At 33.5% G+C, this 24,060-nt stretch carries 17 protein-coding genes; 13 read left to right on the top strand and 4 right to left on the bottom strand.

From position 1 onward, the window contains the following. Positions 1-44 precede the first annotated feature (44 nt). On the bottom strand, positions 45-788 hold the full coding sequence (locus tag AC5ZCW_RS03400) for a DUF3298 and DUF4163 domain-containing protein (RefSeq protein ID WP_343541067.1): 744 nt from the start codon (positions 786-788) through the stop codon (positions 45-47). Between the two features lie 104 nt (positions 789-892). Here AC5ZCW_RS03400 and AC5ZCW_RS03395 point away from each other — a divergent pair, with 104 nt between their 5' ends. After that, complete coding sequence (locus tag AC5ZCW_RS03395) at positions 893-2,035, top strand: cystathionine gamma-synthase (protein ID WP_281634138.1); 1,143 nt, start codon at positions 893-895, stop codon at positions 2,033-2,035. An 86-nt stretch (positions 2,036-2,121) separates the two neighbouring features. Here the strand turns inward: AC5ZCW_RS03395 and AC5ZCW_RS03390 are convergent, their stop codons facing one another. Continuing rightward, positions 2,122-2,913, bottom strand: coding sequence for a THC0290_0291 family protein (locus AC5ZCW_RS03390; RefSeq protein WP_496117936.1), 792 nt, complete (start codon positions 2,911-2,913; stop codon positions 2,122-2,124). Between the two features lie 326 nt (positions 2,914-3,239). Between AC5ZCW_RS03390 and gdhA the strand changes: the two genes are divergently transcribed. From gdhA to AC5ZCW_RS03355, 7 genes are all read left to right on the top strand, one after another. Next, positions 3,240-4,583, top strand: coding sequence for an NADP-specific glutamate dehydrogenase (gene gdhA / locus AC5ZCW_RS03385; protein ID WP_281634136.1), 1,344 nt, complete (start codon positions 3,240-3,242; stop codon positions 4,581-4,583). A 124-nt stretch (positions 4,584-4,707) separates the two neighbouring features. Beyond that, complete coding sequence (porZ, locus tag AC5ZCW_RS03380) at positions 4,708-6,993, top strand: type IX secretion system anionic LPS delivery protein PorZ (protein ID WP_445709708.1); 2,286 nt, start codon at positions 4,708-4,710, stop codon at positions 6,991-6,993. Between the two features lie 59 nt (positions 6,994-7,052). Continuing rightward, a complete protein-coding gene (recO, locus tag AC5ZCW_RS03375; protein ID WP_496117934.1) occupies positions 7,053-7,766 on the top strand; it encodes a DNA repair protein RecO in 714 nt (237 codons plus the stop codon). Between the two features lie 117 nt (positions 7,767-7,883). Then, positions 7,884-9,782, top strand: coding sequence for an outer membrane protein assembly factor BamB family protein (locus tag AC5ZCW_RS03370; protein WP_343541073.1), 1,899 nt, complete (start codon positions 7,884-7,886; stop codon positions 9,780-9,782). A 50-nt stretch (positions 9,783-9,832) separates the two neighbouring features. Further along, complete coding sequence (locus tag AC5ZCW_RS03365; protein ID WP_343541074.1) at positions 9,833-11,752, top strand: hypothetical protein; 1,920 nt, start codon at positions 9,833-9,835, stop codon at positions 11,750-11,752. 202 nt (positions 11,753-11,954) lie between these two features. Further along, positions 11,955-15,356 carry an isoleucine--tRNA ligase gene (gene ileS, locus AC5ZCW_RS03360; RefSeq protein ID WP_496117931.1) on the top strand — a complete coding sequence of 1,134 codons (3,402 nt, stop codon included), beginning with the start codon at positions 11,955-11,957 and terminating at the stop codon, positions 15,354-15,356. Positions 15,357-15,366: 10 nt separating this feature from the next. Further along, on the top strand, positions 15,367-15,747 hold the full coding sequence (locus AC5ZCW_RS03355; RefSeq protein ID WP_012022792.1) for a TraR/DksA family transcriptional regulator: 381 nt from the start codon (positions 15,367-15,369) through the stop codon (positions 15,745-15,747). Between the two features lie 251 nt (positions 15,748-15,998). On the opposite strand, the gene AC5ZCW_RS03350 is transcribed toward AC5ZCW_RS03355, so the two are convergent. After that, positions 15,999-16,379 (bottom strand): hypothetical protein, encoded by a 381-nt coding sequence (locus AC5ZCW_RS03350; RefSeq protein ID WP_281634131.1) that lies wholly within the window; start codon positions 16,377-16,379, stop codon positions 15,999-16,001. 35 nt (positions 16,380-16,414) lie between these two features. Beyond that, positions 16,415-16,771, bottom strand: a complete 357-nt coding sequence (locus AC5ZCW_RS03345) for a roadblock/LC7 domain-containing protein (RefSeq protein WP_091494460.1) — start codon at positions 16,769-16,771, stop codon at positions 16,415-16,417. A gap of 180 nt (positions 16,772-16,951) precedes the next feature. Here AC5ZCW_RS03345 and AC5ZCW_RS03340 point away from each other — a divergent pair, with 180 nt between their 5' ends. The 5 genes from AC5ZCW_RS03340 to AC5ZCW_RS03320 all read left to right on the top strand — a co-directional run bounded on the left by AC5ZCW_RS03340 (position 16,952) and on the right by AC5ZCW_RS03320 (position 24,019). After that, positions 16,952-17,167: a hypothetical protein gene (locus AC5ZCW_RS03340; protein WP_496117927.1), complete on the top strand. Its 216-nt coding sequence runs from the start codon at positions 16,952-16,954 to the stop codon at positions 17,165-17,167. A gap of 119 nt (positions 17,168-17,286) precedes the next feature. Beyond that, positions 17,287-17,886 (top strand): lipoprotein signal peptidase, encoded by a 600-nt coding sequence (locus AC5ZCW_RS03335; RefSeq protein ID WP_343541078.1) that lies wholly within the window; start codon positions 17,287-17,289, stop codon positions 17,884-17,886. A 132-nt stretch (positions 17,887-18,018) separates the two neighbouring features. Next, entirely contained in the window at positions 18,019-21,177 is a 3,159-nt protein-coding gene (locus AC5ZCW_RS03330; protein ID WP_496117925.1) for a UvrD-helicase domain-containing protein, read from the top strand. Positions 21,178-21,260: 83 nt separating this feature from the next. After that, a complete protein-coding gene (gene kbl / locus AC5ZCW_RS03325; RefSeq protein ID WP_095928393.1) occupies positions 21,261-22,454 on the top strand; it encodes a glycine C-acetyltransferase in 1,194 nt (397 codons plus the stop codon). A gap of 113 nt (positions 22,455-22,567) precedes the next feature. Then, complete coding sequence (locus tag AC5ZCW_RS03320) at positions 22,568-24,019, top strand: OmpA family protein (protein ID WP_343541080.1); 1,452 nt, start codon at positions 22,568-22,570, stop codon at positions 24,017-24,019. Positions 24,020-24,060 lie beyond the last annotated feature (41 nt).

The following is a 24,060-nucleotide window of genomic DNA, read 5'->3' as shown; positions in this document are numbered from 1 at the left end:
TCTGTAGACATGCGCTGCAGGCGCCTAATTCATGCTGAAATTATCTATTGAAAATTCAAATATTTTTTTACTTCATCATAAGGAAATATAAGCTCTTTTGGCCCATCTGCGTAAGATGCGGCTTCGTATGAGTTATAATATAAAAGTAAACCTTCAGAAGTATAAAATATATTCTGCGGCAGTTGAAATTTGTCATTTTCAAACATCAAACCTGTAGCATTAATATTGGCTTTTTCTGGAATTTTATATTTTGATCTGAATGTTTTCTCAGCAAACTTTTTAAACTCATTTTCGTTTTTAAACAACTGTTTATTAAAAATGGTTTTTCCTGTTTTTTTATCGAATAGTAACGATCGGTAACCTTGATAACCATGTGCGCCACCAGTAAAAGTGTAATGATCAATTTTTAAATTCAGAATTTGGTCTGATTGAAATTCTACATTCCCGATTATTTTTGCTTCCCATCCAAAAGTATCGTTCGGAAATTTTTGATGCATTTCTTCGTATGAAGTAATAAAAGATTTTGACAACGCTTTATAATCATTGACTTTTACTGAATCTTCTTCAAAAAAAACAATCTCCTTAATAACAGCAAAGACTTTTTTATTGATGCTGTCTGATGTTACTTTAATATTTTTAGCAATTGGAACTTCTATGGTGATTTTTGGGCAGTCATTTGCGCACGGTACAGTAGATTTCTCTTCAAACGTTTCATTTTCAAATGAAAGCTCTTTTTTGCAACTTGTAAAAATCAAACACAAAAAGAGTATAAATAAGTAATTTTTCATATCAAAAAGTGTTAATTATCTACAAAGGTAAGAAGTTGTGTCGCGATAAAATAAATTAAGCGGTAAATTTGTAAAAGAATTAAGGAATTAAAATTTATAACTATATGAAATTCAATACAAAAGTAATTCACGGAGGACAGCATCATGATCCAAGTACAGGAGCCGTTATGCCACCAGTGTATCAGACTTCAACATTTGTACAAACAAGTCCAGGAAAACCTTTGGCAGATTACGAATACAGTAGAGCTTCGAATCCTACTCGTACTGCTCTAGAAGACGCTTTGGCTAGTATTGAAAACGGAACTCGCGGATTAGCATTTTCGTCTGGTCTTGCTGCGACAGACTGTGTTTTAAGATCTTTTAAAGCCGGAGACGAAATTATTGCGATGGATGATTTATATGGCGGAACATACAGAATGTTTTCTCGTGTTTACAAAGATTCAGGTATTAAGTTTCATTTTGTTGATATGACGAATATCGAAAAACTGAAAAGTTTAATCAACGAAAATACGAAGCTAATCTGGGTTGAAACACCGACAAACCCGTTGATGAAATTGGCAGATATTCAAGAAATAGCAAAAATTACTCAGGAGAAAAAAATTCTTCTTGCGGTAGATAATACTTTTGCAACGCCTTATTTACAAAAACCGTTAGATTTAGGCGCTGATATTGTAATGCACTCAGCGACAAAATATTTAGGCGGGCACTCTGACGTTATTGCTGGTGCTTTAATTGTAAAAGATGCAGCTTTAGGAGATCAGTTGCATTTTCAACAGTTTGCTACTGGGGCTACACTTGGGCCAATGGATAGTTTCTTAGTTTTAAGAGGAATTAAAACTTTGGCTTTAAGAGTTCAGAGACATTGTGAAAATGGAGAAAAAGTAGTTGAATACTTGAGTAATCACCCAAAGATTAAAACAGTTTATTATCCAGGTTTGAAGAATCATCCGTTTCACGAAATTGCTAAGAAACAAATGAAAGCTTTTGGCGGAATGGTTTCTTTTGATTTTAAATCGGGAAAGAAAGAAGATTCGATTGCATTTTTAGAAAAACTAAAAGTATTTACTCTAGCAGAATCTCTAGGTGGAGTAGAATCATTGGCCAATCATCCAGCATTAATGACGCATGCTTCTATTCCTGCAGATAAAAGAGCAGAAGTTGGTATTACTGATGATTTAGTTCGATTGAGTGTTGGTATTGAAGATGCAGAGGATTTAATCGCAGATTTAGAGCAGGCTTTAGCTTAAGATAAATAAATTCCAATAAAAAATCCCAAATTCCAATTTTTATAATTTTGGAATTTGGGATTTTTATATTTTGAGACTTAATTTTTTTAGAATTCTAAATAGTAGATGTATCCAAAGTTAAACCAAACCTGCCAATCATTAGATTTGTTTTCTTTGTAAATATCTTTATTTGGGTTTAATCCGTCAATCCAGTCTGAGTTATACGTTTGGAAACGAGTTTCGAACATTAAATCGCTCATTTCTGATAATTTATAATGAACACCAACTGATGCTGTTGCAGATAAAGCTACACCAGTTTCAGTAGAGAACCCATGCGCACGGCCATCAGATGGAGTTAAGTATTTTCCTGGAGTATTAGCTGGAAGTGTAATGTCTCCTAAATGAGATCCAACTTTTGTTGAATAATAGCTTACCTGAAATCCTAAAGCTCCATACGGACTGAAGCTACCAACTGTGTTTTCATAATCATGAATTTTCATAAAAGGAGAAAATTCCATCTGTGCACCTAGGCTTACTATGCTAGAACTTGCATGCATGTTTCTTAATTGTCTTGCAAATAATCCGTTAGGCTTGTAATCAACCCACTGGCCATGATGCTTTAAATTAGTTTTGCTATAAGAAAGATCAGATCTTACTTTAAAATGTTCTGTGAAATAATTCTCTCTATTGTTATTTGCAGAGAAGTTTATAAAGTGCATAATTCCAATGCCAAAACCTGTGTTTCCAACATTATTATCGAAGTTGTTTCTTTCTCCAAAATCAGACTGTAAAGTAACTGGTCCTCCGTATATTCCGATTTCTTGGGCTAATCCTTGTGCTGATACTGTAGTTGAGATGCCTAACAAGGCAAATAATGTGATAAATAGGGCTTTACGCATTTTTTGGGGGCTTACAAATCTGGGCAAATATATAAAAAACCTAATCGATTCAAAATATTAAATACCTGTATTGAAAAATAAGTAACAAAATACTTAATTTACTAATTTTAAAGAGGCAATTTGCATGTAAACACCTACATGAAAAATGTCTTTTTTTTGGAATGTTTGAAAAAAACACAAATCGATTCAAAAAAGCGAAAAATATAACAGCGAATCATTATTTGCTATATCTTTGTCTGTTAAAACGAAAACGTTTTCTTAAACGTGGTTTCTTATTTTATAAGAGTGAAAATTAAATCTAAATTATCTGAAAATTTATTTCAAAGATGGAACAAAAAATAAATGAATTTATGGCTCTTGTTGAGTCAAAAAATCCAAACGAGCCAGAATTTCTTCAAGCTGTTAGAGAATTTGCAGAAACTGTAATTCCGTTTATATCTGAACGTAAAAAGTATGATGGAAAGAATATCCTTTTAAGAATCGCTGAACCGGAAAGATCTATAATATTCAGAGTTCCGTGGGTAGATGATAAAGGAGAAATTATTGTAAATAGAGGTTTCAGAATTCAAATGAACTCTGCAATTGGGCCTTATAAAGGAGGAATTAGATTTCACCACACAGTAAATTTATCAGTTTTAAAATTCCTAGCTTTCGAACAGGTTTTCAAAAACAGTTTGACAACTCTTCCAATGGGTGGAGGTAAAGGTGGTTCTGATTTTGATCCAGAAGGAAAATCAGACGGAGAAATTATGCGTTTCTGCCAGTCATTCATGACAGAATTATGCCGTCATATTGGTCCGGATCTTGACGTTCCAGCTGGAGATATTGGTGTTGGAGCAAGAGAAATTGGTTACTTGTTTGGCCAATATAAAAGAATTAGAAATGAATTTACTGGAGTTTTAACTGGAAAAGGTTTGGCTTACGGAGGTTCATTAATCAGACCTGAGGCTACAGGATATGGAGTAGTTTATTTTACAGATCAAATGCTTCGTACTATCGGGCATGAGATTAAAGGTAAAAGGGTAGCTATTTCTGGATTCGGAAACGTAGCTTGGGGAGTAGCTTTAAAAGTAAATGAATTAGGAGGTAAAGTAGTTACAATCTCTGGACCTGACGGATACATTTATGATGAAGAAGGAATCTCTGGAGAAAAAATTGACCATATGGTTGAAATGAGAGCTACTGGAGATAATAGAGCAGAAAGATATTTAGAGAAATATCCAAACGCAATATTCCATAAAGGAAAAAGTCCTTGGGAAGTAAAAGTAGATATTGCAATTCCATGTGCTACTCAAAACGAATTAAATGGTGATGATGCTAAGAAATTAATCGATAATGGCGTTTTATGTGTTACTGAGGCTGCAAACATGCCTTCTACATTAGATGCTATTAAACTTTTCTTAGATAATAAAGTATTATTTGCTCCAGGAAAAGCTGCAAACGCTGGTGGTGTTGCTGCTTCTGGATTAGAAATGACTCAAAACTCAATCCGTTTGAACTGGACTAGTGAAGAGGTAGACTTGAGATTGAAAGAAATCATGGTCGGAATTCATAACCAATGTAAAAAATATGGCGCTGAAGAAGACGGATATGTAAACTATGTAAAAGGAGCAAACATTGCTGGATTTGTAAAAGTAGCTGATGCAATGCTTGCACAAGGTGTTGTTTAAAATTTACTTACTGCTATAAAAAATACCCTCGATTATCTTTATAAGATATCGGGGGTATTTTATTTGTGCTAAAAAATAAATAAAATGTCGTTTGTAGTATATTTGTCCTAATAGAATACTTTAAATGATGAAAAAAATATTTTTCTGCGGTTTGTTTTTACTTCTAATTCAGTTTTGCGGAGCACAAAGCAAATTGTCTTGGCAGGGATATTTTTCATTTAATGAAATAAAAGATATTTCTGAGTCGACTACGGGGGTATTTGCAGCTTCCGAAAATGCATTCTTTTCTAAAAATATCACAACTAATATTCTTAAAACAACAACTACTGTTGACGGACTATCAGGTCAGACAATTTCTGCAGTTTATTATAGTGAAACATTCAAAAAAACGTTGATTGGCTACGAAAACGGTTTGATGATTTTGGTTAATGAAGTTGATGGAAGTATTTTAAAAGTGGTTGACATAATTAATAAACAGCTTCCAGCAAACAAAAAGAAGATCAATCATTTTATGGAAGATAATGGGCTAGTTTATGTTTCTTGCGATTTTGGAATTGTACAATTTAATTTGAAAACTTCTCAGTTTGGCGATACATATTTTATTGGCGATAATGGAGCTGAAATAAATGTTAAGCAAACCACCATATTTAATGGATTTATTTTTGCTGCAACATCGAGTGGCATTAGAAAAGCAGATAAGACAAATGCCAATCTGATAGATTACAATCAATGGTCGGTTGTAAATACGGGAATTTGGTCGAGCGTAGAAACTTTGGATACGGAGCTTATTGCGGTAAACGATTCTGGATATATTCACAGATTCAATTCAAATACATTTATAGGTTTTTCACAATTGCCTCAAGCAGCGGTCGATACAAGAGCAAAAAATCATTATTTATTTGTTACAACTGCCAATACAGTTTATGTATACAATAATCAGATGACTTTGAATCGTCAAATTACAAATACTCAGGTTTTAGACAATACTTTAAATTTTAGCTGTGCAACGGCGGTTGGAGATCAGATTTTTATCGGAACAAAAGAAAAAGGTCTGTTTGCTTCTTCTCTTAATAGCGGTGGAGTTTTCGAAAATAATACTCCAGCTGGGCCAGTCCGCAACAATATTTTTGCTATAGATGCCGGCTCAAGTGTTTTATGGGCTGTATATGGAGATTATGATGTTTCATATAATCCTTATCCTTTAGATAATTATGGAATTAGTAGATATAATGCCTCAGGATGGTTAAACATTCCATACTCTGAAATGTATGATGCAAAATCAATTACTAGAGTTCTTGTTAATCCAAATAATGAAAAACAAGTTTATGCAAGTTCTTTCTTTTCAGGTTTAGTAAAAGTTGAAAACGATGTGCCGAGTTTTTTATACAATGAAAAAAATAGCGGTTTAGAGTCTATAACTACAGAAGGTCCAAATTATATTGATGTTCGTATTAATGCAGCATCATTTGATAAATCTGCAAATCTTTGGGTTACAAACAGCCGAATAAAAAATGGTCTGAAAGTTTTAAAAACAAATGGACAATGGGGAAGTTATGCTATGACTTCGATTCTGGATAATGCAGAAGAGAGTAATTATTCAAGCCTAGCTATTGATCGTAACAATGTAAAATGGATTGGAACAGATAAAGATGGGGTGATTGGTTTTAACGAAACCACGAATGTTTTCAAAAAAATGACTTTTGGAACCGATGCTGGAAATTTGCCAATAGCCGATGTTAGAACTTTAGCTTTAGATACAAAAAATCAGCTTTGGATAGGAACAACAAAAGGGTTGAGAGTTTTGTCGAATATAGGAAGTTTTCAGTCGGAAAGTCAGTTAAAAGCAAATCCAATTATTATTACAGAAGATAATTTGGCACAGGAATTAATGTACGAGCAATTTATTACTTCAATCGTTGTTGATGGGGCAAATAATAAATGGATTGGGACGGCAGATTCTGGAGTTTTTATGGTTTCGCCAAATGGTCAGGAAACCAAATATCATTTTACTATAAATAATTCACCATTGCCAAGCAATTATATAAATGATATCAAAATAAATGCTAAAACAGGCGAAGTCTTTATAGCTACCAATAAAGGCTTAGTTTCGTTTAACGGAATCGCAACAGAAGCCAACGATGATTTGAGCAATGTATATGTTTATCCAAATCCAGTTCGACCTAACTATAGCGGAACAGTAAAAGTTGCTGGATTAATTGATAAAGCGAATGTGAAAATTACTGATATTGAAGGAAATTTGGTTTATGAAATCACATCTTCAGGCGGAACAATTGAATGGGATACCACTGCATTTGGTAAATATAAAGTTGCCTCTGGCGTTTATATGGTTTTTATTTCTGCAGAAGACGGAGGAGAAACTAAGGTTAAAAAAGTAATGATTATACGGTAGTCTGAAAGTCAAAAGTCAAAAGTCAGAAGTCAAAAGAATCTAAAATCTAAAATCAATTCGTGCTCGTCAAAACAAAAGCCATAGTAATTTCTTCTTTAAAATTTCAGGAAAAAAGCTTGATCGTAAAATGCTTTACACTTTCAAGCGGACTGAAATCGTATTTTGTGCGCGATGCTTTTTCAAGCCGAAAAGCAAGTCAGAAAATTGCTTATTTTCAGCCTTTTTCGATTTTAGAAATTGAAGCTGTTCATAAAAATAAAGGCACGCTTGAAAATTTTAAAGAAATAAAAACTGCCATTCCGTTTCAGAGTATTCATACTGATATTGTAAAAAGTACCATGGTGATGTTTCTTTCAGAAATGCTTCATTATTCTATTCAGGAAGAAGAGAAAAACGAACAGCTTTTCTTGTTTTTAGAAACTGCACTGACTTGGCTAGATCATCATGACGAAATTTCTAACTTTCATTTGATTCTTCTTTTAGAAATTACAAAATACCTCGGATTTTATCCTGATCTGTCCGATATTGATCTTCCTTTTTTTGAAATGAATGAAGGGGTTTTTACGGTTTTCCACAATTCAAGTGCTCTTTCTGAGCATGAAACCAATTTGTTAAAAAAGCTTATTGATCTAAAGTTTGATAACAGTCAAAAAATCTTTAATGTAATTGAGAGACAAATATTGTTAAAGATTTTGATTGATTTTTATTCTTCTCATTTAGAAGGTTTTAAGCGTCCGAAATCACTTGATATTTTGAAAGAAATTTTTTCATAATAGCTTTTCTATTTTTATATATTTGCTCAGTAAATTTTTACTAAAAAAATCCCATTTTTTAGTAAAAACAAATTCTCATAAATATCTAATACCAACTAATTTTAAAAAAAATCTACCATGAAGAAAATTACGTTTTCGATTATTTTGCTTCTGTCGGTAGCAGTTTCATCAATTGCCCAAAGAAAGTATGATGAAATAGTTACTACAGAAAACGCTGTACAAGACTTGGTTCAAAATGAAATCACAGGAGTTATTGTCTTTAAAGAAGGCGGAACAGTAAAGGGTCTAGATCCCGAAACAAAAAAAGTTATTTGGACTTTAACAAAAGATGATTTTGGAACTCTTACTTCAAAAGATGTCTTAAGTGATCCTGATTTTGGAAATCTTTTTAAAGAAAAAAGAGATTTGTCTACAGTTCCAGGAAGCCCGTATGTTGAGGCATACATCAATTCAAAATATTTGATTATCAATACCGATTCAGGTAAAATCGTTTACAACTCTTCAAAAGAATCATTTTGGGTTTTCCAATCAGATTTTATTCCTGAAACAAACGAATATCTTCTTACTCTTAAAAAAGATGGAGAAATGGCAGTTGCATTGCTAGATATGGCATCTGGAGAAATCAAATGGAATACAACAGTTGATAAAGCAAAATCTTTAATAAGTTTTTCAACTAAAGCTTCAAGTTTAACAAATAAAGCAAAGATAAATGGTAACACAGTTTATTATTTGCTTTACGGAAAATTGTACTCTTTTAATAAAGAAAATGGAAAATTAAACTGGAAAGCAGACGAAGATTATACAAGATTTTACGAAACACAAAATGACAAAAATATTGTGGTAGTTAATTCTGCTGGACTACTTTCAACTAAAGAATATATTAATGTTTTGAGTACAGAAGATGGAAAAAGTATCTGGAAAGAATCTATTAAAACTAAATATGTTGTTTATTTAGAAGATTGGGGGACAAAATTATTAATTGCTCATGATAGCGGTTTCAACTTTTTTGACTTAAAAACTGGAGAAAAAATCTGGAAAAAAGATGCTCGTGGAGGCGGTTTGAAAAGAGTAATTCCAATTGATCAAGATTTCTTATATGTTGCAGAAAATGAAATGATGTTGATCAACAAAGACGGAGAAAAGCTTTGGAAAAAATTTATCGAAATTTCTGACGATAAAGAAGATCCAATCTACTACTTAGGAAAAGTGGGCGAAAAAGTAATGTATCTTACAGGAACTTACGGAAACATGGTAGATTATAAAACTGGAGTTAAACTTTGGAAACGTAATATTAAGTTTGAAAAAAGCCGTCCAGTTTTACCAACTTATGACGAATCTACAAATTCTTACTTAGTGTATAATGATGAGAAATTATACAAATTTGATCCAAGCATTAGCGATAAACCAGAGCCGTTTGCTAAAGTAAATATCAAAAGAGAAAAAGAATTAAACAGTATCGAGCAATTTCCTTGGGGAGTTGTGCTTTCTGGACCACTTGAAGTAATGGGTGTTAATATGGATGGTACTGTTAAATATCACCTTACTTATTCACAGCCAGGAGAAGGAACAAGACGTCTTATAAAAAGTGCTGCTATTGTTGGAAGCATTGGTTTAGGTGTTGGTTCTGTGGCAAGTGATATCAAAGGTGCTGAAGTGACAATGACTTATCGTGATGAAAGCGGAAACTTGAGAACTTCTGTTTTGAAGAAAGAAGATAAAACGAATCAAGATCAGGCAAAAGCTTATGCAGCTGGTTCTGCGGCTTTAGGTGTTGTAGCGGCTAAATTTAACTCTCGTTTTAATGCAATGAAACAAAACAGAGACTTCTCTTATATTTTTGCAAAAGCAGATTCTGGAGAAAAAATTTTAGTGAAAGTGAGTAAAGTTGATGGAGTTGAAGTTGATAAAATCATTTTTAACAACAATAAACCAATCTATGAAGTAGATCCTGCGACTCAGAATATTTTTTATGTTTCTGATAAGTCAATCCAAATCTTCAATAAGAAAGAAAAATAAAAAAAAGATACGGCCATCAGGATCTGATTCTGATGGCTTTTTTTTTGCCTATGAAAAAAATATTACTCCTTATAGCTTTGCTTGTAATTGGTTCAATTCAGGCACAAGAAAAAATAAGCTCTAAAAAAAAGAAATTCTACATACCAGTAATTAAATATTCAGAATATCCTGCTTTAGACAATGTATTGACCCAGACTGCTTTTTATCAGATGGATCAATCATTGCAAGAAGAGGAATCTAATTTGAAAAAGAGTTTTTTTAATATTAATGGATATATAAAAGATCCGGTAAATGGTAAACTTAAAATCTATTTAACCTTTGCCATGCCTAGATATACCAGCACGCAAATAGATAGTGTGTATGATAAGAAAGAAAATAGATGGACTTATGGCGCGCACTCTAATTATATTTCAAACGTAAAACTGGATGTTAAGCTCGGAGATAAAATTTTGCTAACAAAGGATTTTGGAGGCTCAGAATCTTACTCAATGTCTGCGGGGAGTAGTTTGGGCGTTGCAAAAGTTGCTGCTTCAGAACATGATAAAAAAATACGTGCTGCAGTTAGAGATTCTGATTACAGTGACGTAGGGCTCGGATTTGATAATGTTGTTTATAAAACAGCAAACAGAATTCAGGATTTTTTAAATTATAAATTTGGATATACTGTAGGTGAATCAAAAGTAAGATTTGAATTTGTAACCTCTAAAGGACATTCAGAATACAAGCAAATGCTGGATTTCGAAAATGAGATTACGGCTCAGATGCAAAAGATAACACTCGAAAAAGGCTTAGATGAGAAATTGCTGATGCCTCATTTGCAATATTTGGAAAGTCTATTGGTTAAATATCCGCCTTCGCCACAAAACGTAAACATTCGATTCATTGTTACAAACAACTTAGCTGAAACCTATTTGTTGCTTGAAAATAAAGAAAAAGCGCTTTTATATGCCAATTTATTAGTCGAAAATGACAAATTGGATTCAAGAGGTTCTTCCATTATTGAAAGAGTAAATAACGCCAATTTTGTAGATAAAAAAATCAGAAGTCATACCAATCGTTTTGCCGAACTTAAAAAGTTAGGCCTTAAAATAGAAGAAGAAAAAGAAGAAAAAAGACTGGCCTTTTTTGAAAAGATTCAGCAACAAGATGCAGAATGGGAAATCGAAAAATCGAATCGTGAAGCTTATTTAGAAAAGATTAAAACCCAAAGACATAATTTACTTGATTCTATACCGTATCAGTTAAATGCAAATCTTTTGGCAAAAGTAGTCGATAATCTAGGAGGAAGCCAAGCATTGAAAAAAGTAGAAAAAGCGCATTTGTTTTCTAAGATTTCGATAGAAGGAACAAATATTCCTCAAACAGAAGAAAAATGGGCAACAACATCTCATTATCTTCTTAAGAAAAAAATGCCTGAATCTTATTATGAAATAGTTAATGGGGCAGAAGCATGGAGTCATGATGATCGTGAAACAGGTATAAATGCTAAATGGGCAAAGTTAACAGCATATGATTACAGCAATTTGTCTAAGAATGTTGACTTGGTAAACTTCTTAACCGATTTAAGACTTGATTTATGGAATAATTTTGAGGTTTTGGGCGAGGAAATGTATGAAGGGAAATTATGTTATCATTTAAATTATTTTGAAAAAACATTAAGTTCTGGAAACAGAACAATTCCTAAAACAGATTATCATGTTTTTATCGATAAAGAAAATTTCAATATAGTTTCTACAGAAAAAACAGAGTTTGATAATGGTAACAAAAGTTTCTTCGAGAAAAAGCTATTTGGTGATTATCGCCCTGTAACGGCATTAAATTCTGGAAAAATTCCTCATAAGATTAACTATGAAATTGAAGATTTTAATGGCGAAACTTTTTATCAGGAAATCAGAGAAAAGGTAGAGATAAATCCAGTTTTCGGAAATCGAATTTTTATGAAAGAAGTCTATTTCGGAGGATTTAAATAATATTTTAGCTTATTAGAAGCTGCTTTAAGAATTGGTTGTTTTTTGATTTATTACACTCAAAAAAATGAGAATAATGTCAGAAAGTAACCAATTCTTATGTTTTGTATCTATTATCTCAACAAAAGTTTGTGAAATTTAAGGAAATTGGCGGTCAATAGTTCAAAATTTCTTACTTTCGCACCTCGTTTAAGAAAAGGATAAAATGAGTACAAAATTTACTGAATACAAAGGACTTGACTTGCCAACTGTAGCGTCTGAAGTTCTTGATTTTTGGAAGAAAGAAAATATATTTGAAAAGAGTGTAACAACTCGCGAAGGTGCTGAGCCTTTCGTATTTTTTGAAGGTCCGCCTTCAGCAAACGGATTACCTGGAATTCACCACGTAATGGCACGTGCGATTAAAGATATTTTTTGCAGATATAAAACTCAAAAAGGTTTTCAAGTAAAAAGAAAAGCTGGATGGGATACTCACGGTTTGCCTGTAGAATTAGGTACCGAAAAAGAATTAGGAATTACTAAAGAAGATATTGGCAAAACGATTTCTATTGAAGAATATAACGAAGCGTGTAAAAAAACCGTTATGCGTTATACCGACGTATGGAATGACTTGACCGAAAAAATGGGATATTGGGTAGATATGGAAGATCCGTATGTAACCTATAAACCAAAATATATGGAATCGGTTTGGTGGCTTTTAAAGCAAATCTATGATAAAGGTTTGTTGTACAAAGGATACACGATTCAGCCTTACTCTCCAAAAGCAGGAACAGGATTGTCTTCTCACGAAGTAAATCAGCCTGGAGCTTACAGAGATGTTACAGATACTACAATTGTAGCGCAATTCAAAACTTTACCAGAAACACTTCCAAGCTTTTTACAAGGTTTTGGAGATATTCACATTTTGGCTTGGACGACAACTCCTTGGACACTTCCGTCGAACACAGCTTTGACAGTTGGACCAAAAATCGATTATGTTTTAGTTAAAACTTTCAATCAATATACTTTTGAGCCAATCAATGTGATTTTGGCTAAAAACTTAGTTGGAAAACAATTCGGAAAAGGATATTTCGTAAGTGAAGATGATGCTGATTTTGACAATGCTAAAAATGGCGACAAAAAACTTCCTTACAAAATCTTAACTGAGGCAAAAGGAGCAGATTTAGTAGAAATCCGTTACGAGCAATTATTGCCTTATGTATTGCCATATCAAAATGCTGAAAATGCGTTTAGAGTAATTTCTGGAGATTTCGTTACTACAGAAGATGGAACAGGAATTGTGCATACAGCGCCAACTTTTGGTGCAGATGATGCTAAAGTAGCAAAAGAAGCAAAACCGGAAGTGCCGCCAATGTTGGTTTTGGATGAAGAAGGAAATGCAGTTCCGTTAGTTGATTTACAAGGAAAATTCACTTCTCATGTTGGTGAACTTGCAGGTAAATATGTGAAAAACGAATATTATGATGCAGGACAAGCGCCAGAGAAATCGGTAGATGTTGAAATCGCAATTCGTTTAAAAGAAGAAAACAAAGCTTTTAAAGTTGAAAAATACGTGCACAGTTACCCGCACAGCTGGAGAACAGACGAGCCGTTATTATATTATCCCCTAGATTCATGGTTCATCAAAGTAACCGATGTAAAAGATAGAATGTTCGACCTGAACGAAACTATCAATTGGAAACCTAAATCTACTGGTGAAGGACGTTTTGGAAACTGGCTTAAAAATGCTAACGACTGGAACTTATCTCGTTCTAGATATTGGGGAATTCCGTTGCCAATTTGGAGAACAGAAGATAAAAAAGAAGAAATTATTATCGGTTCTGTTGAAGAATTGTACAATGCGATTGAAAAATCTATAGAAGCTGGTTTTCAAAAAGAAAATCCGTTTAAAGGTTTTGAAATCGGAAATATGTCTGAATCAAATTATGATTTAATTGATTTGCATAAAAATGTTGTAGATCAAATTACGTTGGTTTCGGCTTCAGGCCAACCAATGAAACGCGAAAGCGATTTGATCGACGTGTGGTTCGATTCTGGAGCAATGCCTTATGCACAATGGCATTATCCTTTTGAAAATCAAGATAAAATTGATGGAAACAAAGATTTTCCTGCGAATTTCATTGCAGAAGGAGTAGATCAAACACGTGGATGGTTTTATACATTACACGCAATCGGAACTTTGGTTTTTGATAAAGTAGCGTATAAAAACGTAGTTTCAAACGGTTTGGTTTTAGATAAAAACGGAATTAAAATGTCTAAGAGTAAAGGAAATACTATAGACCCGTTTAAAACCATTGAAGAATTCGGTCCTGATGCCACACGTTGGTACATGATTATGAATGCAAATCCGTGGGATAACTTAAAGTTTGACCTTGAAGGAATTGCTGAGGTTCGCCGTAAATTCTTCGGAACTTTATACAACACATACTCTTTCTTTTCGTTATATGCTAACATCGACGGATTTAAATATGAAGAAGCTGAGATTCCGTTAAACGAAAGACCAGAAATCGATCAATGGATTATTTCTGAATTAAATACTTTAGTGAAATTTGTTGACGAATGTTATGAAGATTACGAGCCAACAAAAGCGACAAGAGCTATTTCTGAATTCGTTCAGGAAAACCTAAGTAACTGGTACGTTCGTTTATGTCGTCGTCGTTTCTGGAAAGGGGAATATGCTAAAGATAAAATTGCAGCTTACCAAACGCTTTACACTTGCTTATTAACAATCAGTAAATTAAGCGCTCCAGTAGCTCCATTTTTTATGGATAAATTGTACAGAGATTTGACTGCTTCGACGGGAACCGAGGATTTTGCTAGTGTTCACTTGGCTGAATTCCCGAAATTTGTCGAAAACTTTGTTAATAAAACGTTAGAGAGCAAAATGCAGAAGGCGCAGACAATCTCTTCTTTGGTTTTATCACTTAGAAAAAAGGAAATGATCAAGGTACGTCAACCTTTGCAAAAGGTAATGATTCCAGTACTTGACGAGAATCAGAGAGCTGAAATTGAAGCGATTTCTGACCTAGTAAAAGCCGAAGTAAACGTGAAAGAAATTGAACTTTTAGACGACGCTTCAGGTATTTTGGTAAAACAAATCAAACCTAATTTTAAAGCTCTTGGGCCACGTTTCGGGAAAGATATGGGTCTGATTTCCAAGGAGATACAGGGTTTTTCGCCAGAGCAGATCAACCAGCTGGACAAGCAGGGAACGCTAGATATTGTTATTTCTGGAAATAATGTAACTTTATCATTAGAAGACGTCGAGATAACATCACAAGATATTGAAGGTTGGCTGGTTGCAAATTCAAACGGAATAACCGTTGCACTTGACATCACAATATCTGAAGAATTGAAAAATGAAGGTATCGCGAGAGAATTAGTAAACAGAATTCAGAATATCCGTAAAGATTCAGGATTTGAAGTTACTGATAAGATCAAAGTACAGATAAAGAGAGATGGCATTTTAGAAGATGCAGTTTCCAAAAATGAAGACTATATTAAGTCTGAGACATTAACAGATGATTTGGTTTTTGTGGATGTTTTAGAAAACGGCACAGAAATTGAGTTTGATGATATTAGAACAATGATATTAATTTCAAAATAAGTATAATACCATGATAGATGAAATTACAAGATACTCAGACGCTGACTTAGCGGAGTTCAAAGAAATAATCCAAGCAAAAATTAAAAAAGCACAAGAAGATCTTGATTTGATCAAAAGTGCCTATATGAACGATTTGAATAACGGAACTGACGATACTTCTCCAACTTTTAAAGCTTTTGAAGAAGGAAGTGAGACCATGTCAAAAGAAGCGAACTCTCAGTTGGCTATCAGACAAGAGAAATTCATTCGTGACTTAAAAAACGCTTTATTCCGTGTTGAAAATAAAACATACGGTATTTGTAAAGTAACAGGTAAATTAATCAGCAAAGAAAGGCTTAAAATTGTTCCTCATGCAACAATGAGTATCGAAGCTAAAAATTTGCAGAGATAATTATAAAAATATCTTATCAAATAGAAAAACGCTCCTAATTTTAGGAGCGTTTTTTTTGTTTAATGTTTGATGAAGCTTTGTTTTGAAGCTACAAGCTGTTATTGAAAGAAATTATTTATAACTAGTCAAAATTAATTAATTTTAATGTTGATTTTTTTTGTAAGAATAAAACAAGTAGAATTACCTAGGAGTAAGCATAAAAAAAACCGCCTTAATGAATGGCGGTTTTTAAAAGTAAAATTGTTACATCATTATGCTAGATTTTTTTCAACGTCTGCTTTGTGTTTTCTTAAAATAGCTCTTGTCATACCTAAATTTGCTTTTGAAGCATCTGCAGCAAGATAGATCATGAATTTTTTGTTCGGAGAAATATCGATAATGTGAATTTGATTCGATAGCGTAATCAAAATATCTTCGATGTCCTGGTTTAAGTTTAGTGCTTTTACGGCACTCAATTTAGCTTTTACAACTTCTAAGTTATAGGCAGCAGCTAATTCAGGATCAAAGCCCGGATCGATAGTTAAATTTCCAAAGCTTAATCCAGATTCAATTTCTGTTACTGCTACAGCGATAAAGCCGTTTACGTTAGTTTTCATTTCGTTTAAAAACACGTTTAAAAAATCATTGCTCATAGTTCATTTGGGTTATTTGTTAATAGAATTTTATGTTATTTCAATAGTGAATTTTTGCTTAATTCAGCAGAAACTTCTTCTGTAGAACGCATTAATAATGCTAGATTGCTTCCCTCTTTAGAAAAAGCAACGATAAAGTTAGAACCACTTATTTTGTTTCCAACAATAACGCCTTCGGCGCTTTTTAGGTACAATTGTTTTAAAGAGCCTTTTTCTAAATCAATTAAGAATTTTTCGCTCATAGATAAAATAGCTGCACTCATTGCGGCAATACTGTCGCCATAGTCAAGATTTAAGGAGGTAATGAGTTTTCCTTTTCCGTTTAAAATTAATGCTGCAGTAGATTTGGTGCTGACAAGGAAGTCATTTAGTGTAGTTGTGATTTCATTCATGATTTGTAGGATTTTGGGAGGAATGTTAAATTTAGTTTGTGTTGGTATTCGTTTTTAAAAATTAATTCATGCTATCCTAAACAAGTGTTAATTTTTATTAACAAATATAAATTAAATTATGTATCATTGTAGTACCAAATCAGTAATAATTTTAATTATTTACGACGAAAAACTTACATTATGGCTAAAGTATTGAAATTCAAAGAAGTAATCTCTGATGTAGAACGCAGAATGAAAGAATTTGAAAAACTGCGTGTTAAATTTAAAGCAGATGTAAAAAAGGGTGAAGCTAAGAAACTGGCTGCCGGAAAAGAAAGCAAAGGGATTTTTAAGTCGATTTCAGAATTTTTCTCCGACAGCCCGAAAACTCCAGCAAAAGCTGCTGTGAAAAAGTAAACTTTACAAGGTTTAGATTAGCAGATAAACTTGTTTGATTTGTTTGAAAAGAATTAACGCTCCATTAGGAGCGTTTTTTTTGATTTAATTGTTATTTTTGCCCATCAAAAAATCATAAAATGTCATTACGAAAAGCGTATTTCCTTATATTTCTAGTTTTAATTGTTGATCAGCTTTCTAAAATTTATGTCAAAACAAATTTTGTTCTGGGCGAAGAAGTTGTAATTGCAGATTGGTTTAGAATTCATTTTATTGAAAACGAAGGAATGGCTTGGGGAACAAAAATACCTGGAGAATATGGAAAGTTAATTCTAACGGTTTTTAGGATTTTTGCTGTTTTCGGAATTGGCTGGTGGCTTTCTGATTCAATAAAAAAACGTCACTCTACATATTTAGTTGTTGCCATTGCATTAATCTTTGCTGGAGCAGCAGGAAATATTATCGATTCTGTTTTCTACGGAGTTATTTTTGATGATAGTACTCATAATCTCGCAACAATTTTTTCTCCAGCCCCATACGGAACTTGGTTTCATGGTTTGGTAGTAGATATGTTCTATTTTCCTATTTGGGAAGGAAATCTTCCTGAATGGCTTCCTTTATTTGGAGGAAAACATTTTGCATTCTTTAATGCTATTTTTAATGTAGCTGATGTTGCAATTTCTACAGGTGTAGGCATACTTTTGGTTTTCAATAGGAGAGCTTTCCCAAAACACGCATAAATTCCAAAATTCTCAAAATTCCAAATTCCAATATTTAAGGCATTCGCAATAAATAGATATTGGAATTTGGAATTTTTCATTATTGGCATTTAATATTATTGTATTATTTTTACAATACAAAAAAATCAAACTATGCAAAGTCCGTCTTTTTCCATTTATGATGCTTCTGCGGGATCAGGAAAGACGTATACATTGGTAAAAGAATATTTAAAAATTATTCTTTCTTCTCCAAAAAACGATGCATATAGAAATATTCTAGCCATAACTTTTACCAATAAAGCGGTTCATGAAATGAAAAGCCGTATTGTTGGAAACCTGTCCGAATTTGCAAAAGACGATCCGTCGCCAAAAGCGGCTGATTTGATGGAGGATCTTTCTCGCGATACTGGACTTTCGATTATTAAAATTAAAACCAAGTCGCAGCAAATTATTAAGCACTTAATTCATAATTATGCTGCTTTTGATATTTCTACCATTGATAAATTTACCCATAAAGTTATCCGTGCTTTTGCGCATGACTTAAATCTTCCAATGACTTTTGAGGTTACATTGGATACCGAAAATTTATTGGTTGAAGCTGTTGATGCCATTATTGCACAAGCGGGTGAAGACGAAACATTGACCAAATTGCTCATCGATTTTACAATGGAAAAAACCGATGATGACAAAAGCTGGGATATCTCGCGAGAAATTCTCGATACAGGAAGATTGGTTTTGAATGAAAATAATCGAAATGAGATTCTGCATTTTCAAAACAAAACAATTGGAGAGTTTGTTGAAATTAAAAAGAAAATGCAGGTGCTTTGTAAAGAACTTGAAGAAACTAATGAAGGTCTTGCAACGAAAGCAATTGAGTTAATCGATAAAAACGGAATCGATCAAAAATCATTTTCGAGAGGAACTTTTCCAAATCATTTGCAAAGTATTCGAGACGGAAAGTTTAATCCAAAGAATAAAACCTTTCATGAGTTTGAAGATATTGCCATTAATAAAACGGCAAAGGATCGAGCTTTAATCGAAAATATTATTCCAGAATTACTTCAGATACTAAAAGAGGTTTATCAGAACTTTGAAAAAAGAGATTTCTATAAAGCTTTTCTAAAAAATATTACTCCACTTTCTTTGTTGAATACAGTAAGTAATGAACTTGCAAAAATTCAATCAGAACAGAACGTTTTGTCTATTTCGGAATTCAATGCGATAATTCACCGTGAGATTCAAAATCAGCCAGCGCCATTTATTTATGAACGTTTAGGTGAGCGTTATCGCAATTTCTTTATTGACGAGTTTCAAGACACTTCAGAAATGCAGTGGCAGAACTTGATTCCGCTAATTGATAATTCGCTTTCTGGTTTGGATGATTTTGGAAAAAAAGGGACTCTTATGATTGTTGGAGATCCGAAACAATCTATTTATCGCTGGCGTGGAGGAAAAGCAGAGCAGTTTATCGAGCTGAGTAAAGAAGAGATACCTTTTTTTCATCATGAAAAAGTAGTAAAGCATCTAGATACAAACTACAGAAGTTATAGCGAAGTTATTGAGTTTAATAACGCTTTTTTTAAATTGATTTCTAGTGAATTTTCAAATGAAGATTATAAGAATCTTTATGAGAATCATAGTTTTCAAAATACCAATTCGAAGAAAGGCGGTTATGTAAATATTTCGTTTCTTCCAATTATCGATAAAAATGATTTTGCTGATGAAGACGATGTGGTGGAGAAATCAGATTTGTATGTTCTGGCTACTTTAAATACAATTCAAGAAGTTGTGAAGCAAGGTTTTGAATATAAAGATATTGTAATTCTGACCAGAAAAAGAGATCAGGGAATTGCAATTGCAAACTATTTGACAGAACAGGGAGTTCCTTTGCTGTCTTCAGAAACTTTGATGATTCAAAATGCGTCGGAAGTTCGTCTTATAATTCATCTTCTTAGATATTTAAATAATAGCTCAGATTTAGAGTCAAAAGCTAACTTTTTACATTTCTTAGCTTCAACCAAAGATCTGTCTATGCCTATCCATGATTTTATTGCGATGGGAATGAATCATCGATTTGAAAAAGATTTTGAAGAATGGCTGCTAACGTTTGATGTTTCTTTTTCTTTTGAAGATGTTCGCAAAAAATCTTTGTATGAAGCGGTTGAAATTATTATTTCTAAATTTATTCTTCCGTCAGAAGGAAATGCCTATGTGCAGTTTTTTTTGGATATTGTTTTAGAAAGAGATATTAGAAATCAAGCCGGAGTTGCAGATTTTCTAATCTTTTGGGATAAGAATGCAGAGAAATTTAGTATTCCGTCTCCAGAAGGAAATAATGCTGTTCGAATCATGACCATTCATAAATCAAAAGGCTTGGAATTTCCAGTTGTAATTATGCCGTTTGCAGATGAAGATTATAATCGAAAACCAAAAGATAAATTGTGGCTTGATACTGAGGAAATAGATTTAGGGATTCCAAAAGCATTGGTTGATAATAGCAGTGCAGTTGAAGGTTTTGGAGAAAGTGCATCGGCAGTTTTCAATTTAAAAAAGCAAGAAGAGCTTTTAGATAATATAAATGTACTTTATGTTGCTCTGACTCGCGCCGAAGAGCAGTTGTATGTTATTTCTCAATCGTTGAAAGCTAAAACTGATGGTGAGTATCCAAATAATATGGCTTCCTTTTTTATTAAATTCTTGATTCATGAAGGGGTTTATGATGAAGAAAAGTTGGATTACGATTTTGGAATTAAGACTAGGCTGTCGAAATCTTCTAAAACTGTCGATGTTGTTAAATCAATTCCGATCGTAAGAGAGGTTTTGAATCCTAAAAACATTAAAATTGCCCAACGCGAAGCTCTAATGTGGGGAACGCATCAACAAGAAGCGATTTCGTATGGAAACATAGTGCATGAAATTTTGGCTTTTGTTAGAGATAAATCAGATATTGATTTGGCGGTTGCAAAATCACTTGAAAACGGTTTGATAACTTATGATCAAGTTGATAAAGTGTTGCAGACCTTGAAAGAAATTGTAAATCATCCGGAACTTAGTGTGTGTTTTGATGGGAATCATACTGTATTGAATGAGCAAACGATTGTTCAGAAAGAAGGAAGGATTTTAAAGCCTGATCGTGTTGTGTTTTTAGATAGTAAAGAAGCTTATCTGCTGGATTATAAAACAGGGGTATCTAATGCTAAGTATCAGCAGCAAATTCAAGACTATCAGGATGCAATTGAAGATTTGGGGTACAAGGTGTTAAAAAAGGCTCTTGTGTATATTGGCGAAGAAATTGAAGTAGTAAATTTGTGAAAAAATTAATCAGATGTTAAAGAAAAAACGAAGCTTAATTTTGGTTAAGTTGTTAATTTTTAACGTTTTAAACAAATAAAAAAATGTACGGTAAAATAAAAGAACATTTGCAAAAAGAATTGCAGACAATTGAAGAAAATGGAATTTTCAAAAAGGAAAGAATTATCACTTCTCCACAAGGTGCTGAAATTACAATTTCGACGGGAGAAACAGTGTTGAACTTTTGTGCGAATAATTATTTAGGGCTTTCTTCGCATCCAGAAGTGGTCCAAGCGGCAAAAGACGCAATGGATACGCATGGTTTTGGAATGTCGTCTGTACGTTTTATCTGCGGAACACAGGATATTCATAAAACATTAGAAAAAAAGATTGCTGATTTTTACGGCACAGAAGATACTATTTTGTATGCGGCTGCATTTGATGCTAATGGAGGTGTGTTTGAGCCTTTGTTAGGTGAAAATGATGCAATTATTTCAGACAGTTTAAATCACGCTTCTATTATTGACGGGGTGCGTTTGTGTAAAGCGGCTCGATATCGTTATGAAAATAATAATATGGAAGATCTAGAGCAGCAGTTGATAAAAGCAAATGAAGCGGGAGCTCGTTTTAAATTGATTGTAACTGATGGAGTTTTCTCTATGGATGGATTAGTTGCGCCATTAGATAAAATTTGCGACTTGGCTGATAAATATGATGCGATGGTAATGGTAGACGAGTGTCATGCGGCTGGTTTTATCGGAGCGACTGGAAAAGGAACTCTTGAAGCAAAAGGAGTAATGGGAAGAGTGGATATCATTACAGGAACTCTTGGAAAAGCTTTAGGTGGAGCTATGGGTGGATATACTACTGCGAAAAAAGAAATAATCGAATTGTTGCGCCAAAGATCAAGGCCTTATTTATTTTCAAATTCATTGGCACCAGCAATTGTTGGCGCTTCAATTAAAGTATTTGAATTATTGGAAAAAGATACAGCGCTTCGTGATAAATTAGAGTGGAATACCAACTACTTTAAAGAAGGTATGAAAAAAGCAGGTTTTGATATTATTGATGGAGATTCTGCAATTGTTCCTGTTATGCTGTATGATGCAAAATTATCTCAGACAATGGCCAACGAACTTTTGAAACAAGGAATTTACGTTATTGGGTTTTTCTTTCCTGTGGTTCCAAAAGATAAAGCGAGAATACGTGTACAGCTATCTGCGGCCCATGAAAAAGAGCACTTGGATAAAGCTATAAATGCCTTTACAGTTGTCGGTAAAATGTTAAAAGTTATATAATTACCACTTCCGTTAAATTTTTGTAGGTTTTTTTTAACATTTCATTTTGTATTTAAAAAATTTGGTGTTACTTTTGCTTGTAATTAACTAAATTGTAATTAAAAAAATTAAGTATGAAACATCTTAACAAACTTTTAGTTGCTGTATTGATGGCGATGGGTTTAAGTTCTCACGCGCAAGACAGTAACAATCCATGGGCGATCTCTTTCGGGGTTAATGCTGTGGATACTAGAACAAGTTCAGGTTCAGGAAGTGGATTTTTCGATCAGCACTTCTCTCAACCATTCGCTGTAAAAGACAACTGGAATATTCTTCCTTCTCTATCTTACATTGGAGTAAATAGATATGTTGGTCATGGTTTCTCAGTTGGTTTACAAGGTTCTGTGAACAAAATTGATAAATTTGTTACTTTTGATCCAAGTAATCCTGCTCATGATGGTAGAGGTAACGTAGTAACTAATCCTGGGGATTTAATGTATTATGGAATTGATGCTACTATCAAATACAGCTTCCAAGAATTAATCAAATCTAAAGTGGTTGATCCTTCGTTATCTGTTGGTGGAGGTTATACTTTCTTTGGAGATAACAGTTTTGGAACTGTTAACCCAGGTGCTGGTATTACATTTTGGTTTACAGATGCTATTGGTTTAGAGTTAGCTACAAAGTACAAATGGGCTGTTGCTGCTAATGAAGATAAAACTTATGACAGATCTGTTTTTCAACACACAGCTGGTTTAGTTTTCAAATTCGGAGGTAAAGATACTGACGGAGACGGAATCTACGATAAAGATGATGCTTGTCCAGATGTTGCTGGTTTAAAACAATTCAACGGATGTCCTGATACTGATGGTGACGGAATCGTTGATGCTTCTGACGCTTGTCCAGATGTATTTGGTTTAGCTGCATTAAACGGATGTCCTGATACTGACGGAGACGGAATTGCTGATAAAGATGATGCTTGTCCAGATGTTGCTGGTTTAGCTGCTTTAAAAGGTTGTCCTGATACTGACGGTGACGGAATCGCTGATAAAGACGATAAATGTCCTACAGTTGCTGGTCCTAAAGAAAATGGTGGTTGCCCATTCTTAGATGCTGATAAAGATGGTGTTGCTGACAAAGATGACGACTGTCCTACAGTTGCAGGTCCTGCTAGTAACAGAGGATGTCCAGAAGTAACTTCTGAGGCGTTAGAAGATCTTAAAGTTCAAGCTAGAGCAATCTACTTCAACTCAGGAAAAGCTACTTTCAAAACTGGTGACAAAGAAACTCCAGCTAGATTAGATGCAATTAAAGAAATCCTTAAAAACTATCCAAACGCGAAATTCTCTATCGAAGGACACACAGATAGTACAGGTTCTGCTAAAGTGAACGACAAACTTTCTCAAGAAAGAGCTGACGCTGTGAAAAATGCTTTAATCGAAAGAGGTGTTAATCCAGAAAACTTAGAAGCTAAAGGATTTGGATCTTCTAAACCAGTTGCAAGTAACAAAACTGCTGCAGGTAAAGCACAAAACAGAAGAACTGAAATTAGACACATTGGTTCTAAATACCAAGGAAAACTATAATTTTAGTTTCTAAATAAAAAGGAAAAGCCATTCTTAATTGA

The sequence above is a fragment of the Flavobacterium sp. PLA-DH12 genome (assembly GCF_059511845.1).
This window is presented reverse-complemented; position numbering and strand designations above follow the sequence as displayed.

What these genes read in the sequence shown, in the direction of transcription:
- AC5ZCW_RS03320 (WP_343541080.1), top strand. Translation starts at nt 22,568, where the DNA reads ATGAAACATCTTAACAAACTTTTAGTTGCTGTATTGATGGCGATGGGT.
- gdhA (WP_281634136.1), top strand. Translation starts at nt 3,240, where the DNA reads ATGGAACAAAAAATAAATGAATTTATGGCTCTTGTTGAGTCAAAAAAT.
- AC5ZCW_RS03350 (WP_281634131.1), bottom strand. Translation starts at nt 16,379, where the DNA reads ATGAGCAATGATTTTTTAAACGTGTTTTTAAACGAAATGAAAACTAAC.
- AC5ZCW_RS03345 (WP_091494460.1), bottom strand. Translation starts at nt 16,771, where the DNA reads ATGAATGAAATCACAACTACACTAAATGACTTCCTTGTCAGCACCAAA.
- AC5ZCW_RS03400 (WP_343541067.1), bottom strand. Translation starts at nt 788, where the DNA reads ATGAAAAATTACTTATTTATACTCTTTTTGTGTTTGATTTTTACAAGT.
- AC5ZCW_RS03335 (WP_343541078.1), top strand. Translation starts at nt 17,287, where the DNA reads ATGTCATTACGAAAAGCGTATTTCCTTATATTTCTAGTTTTAATTGTT.
- kbl (WP_095928393.1), top strand. Translation starts at nt 21,261, where the DNA reads ATGTACGGTAAAATAAAAGAACATTTGCAAAAAGAATTGCAGACAATT.
- AC5ZCW_RS03395 (WP_281634138.1), top strand. Translation starts at nt 893, where the DNA reads ATGAAATTCAATACAAAAGTAATTCACGGAGGACAGCATCATGATCCA.
- AC5ZCW_RS03390 (WP_496117936.1), bottom strand. Translation starts at nt 2,913, where the DNA reads ATGCGTAAAGCCCTATTTATCACATTATTTGCCTTGTTAGGCATCTCA.
- AC5ZCW_RS03370 (WP_343541073.1), top strand. Translation starts at nt 7,884, where the DNA reads ATGAAGAAAATTACGTTTTCGATTATTTTGCTTCTGTCGGTAGCAGTT.
- AC5ZCW_RS03365 (WP_343541074.1), top strand. Translation starts at nt 9,833, where the DNA reads ATGAAAAAAATATTACTCCTTATAGCTTTGCTTGTAATTGGTTCAATT.
- AC5ZCW_RS03330 (WP_496117925.1), top strand. Translation starts at nt 18,019, where the DNA reads ATGCAAAGTCCGTCTTTTTCCATTTATGATGCTTCTGCGGGATCAGGA.
- porZ (WP_445709708.1), top strand. Translation starts at nt 4,708, where the DNA reads ATGATGAAAAAAATATTTTTCTGCGGTTTGTTTTTACTTCTAATTCAG.
- ileS (WP_496117931.1), top strand. Translation starts at nt 11,955, where the DNA reads ATGAGTACAAAATTTACTGAATACAAAGGACTTGACTTGCCAACTGTA.
- AC5ZCW_RS03355 (WP_012022792.1), top strand. Translation starts at nt 15,367, where the DNA reads ATGATAGATGAAATTACAAGATACTCAGACGCTGACTTAGCGGAGTTC.
- AC5ZCW_RS03340 (WP_496117927.1), top strand. Translation starts at nt 16,952, where the DNA reads ATGGCTAAAGTATTGAAATTCAAAGAAGTAATCTCTGATGTAGAACGC.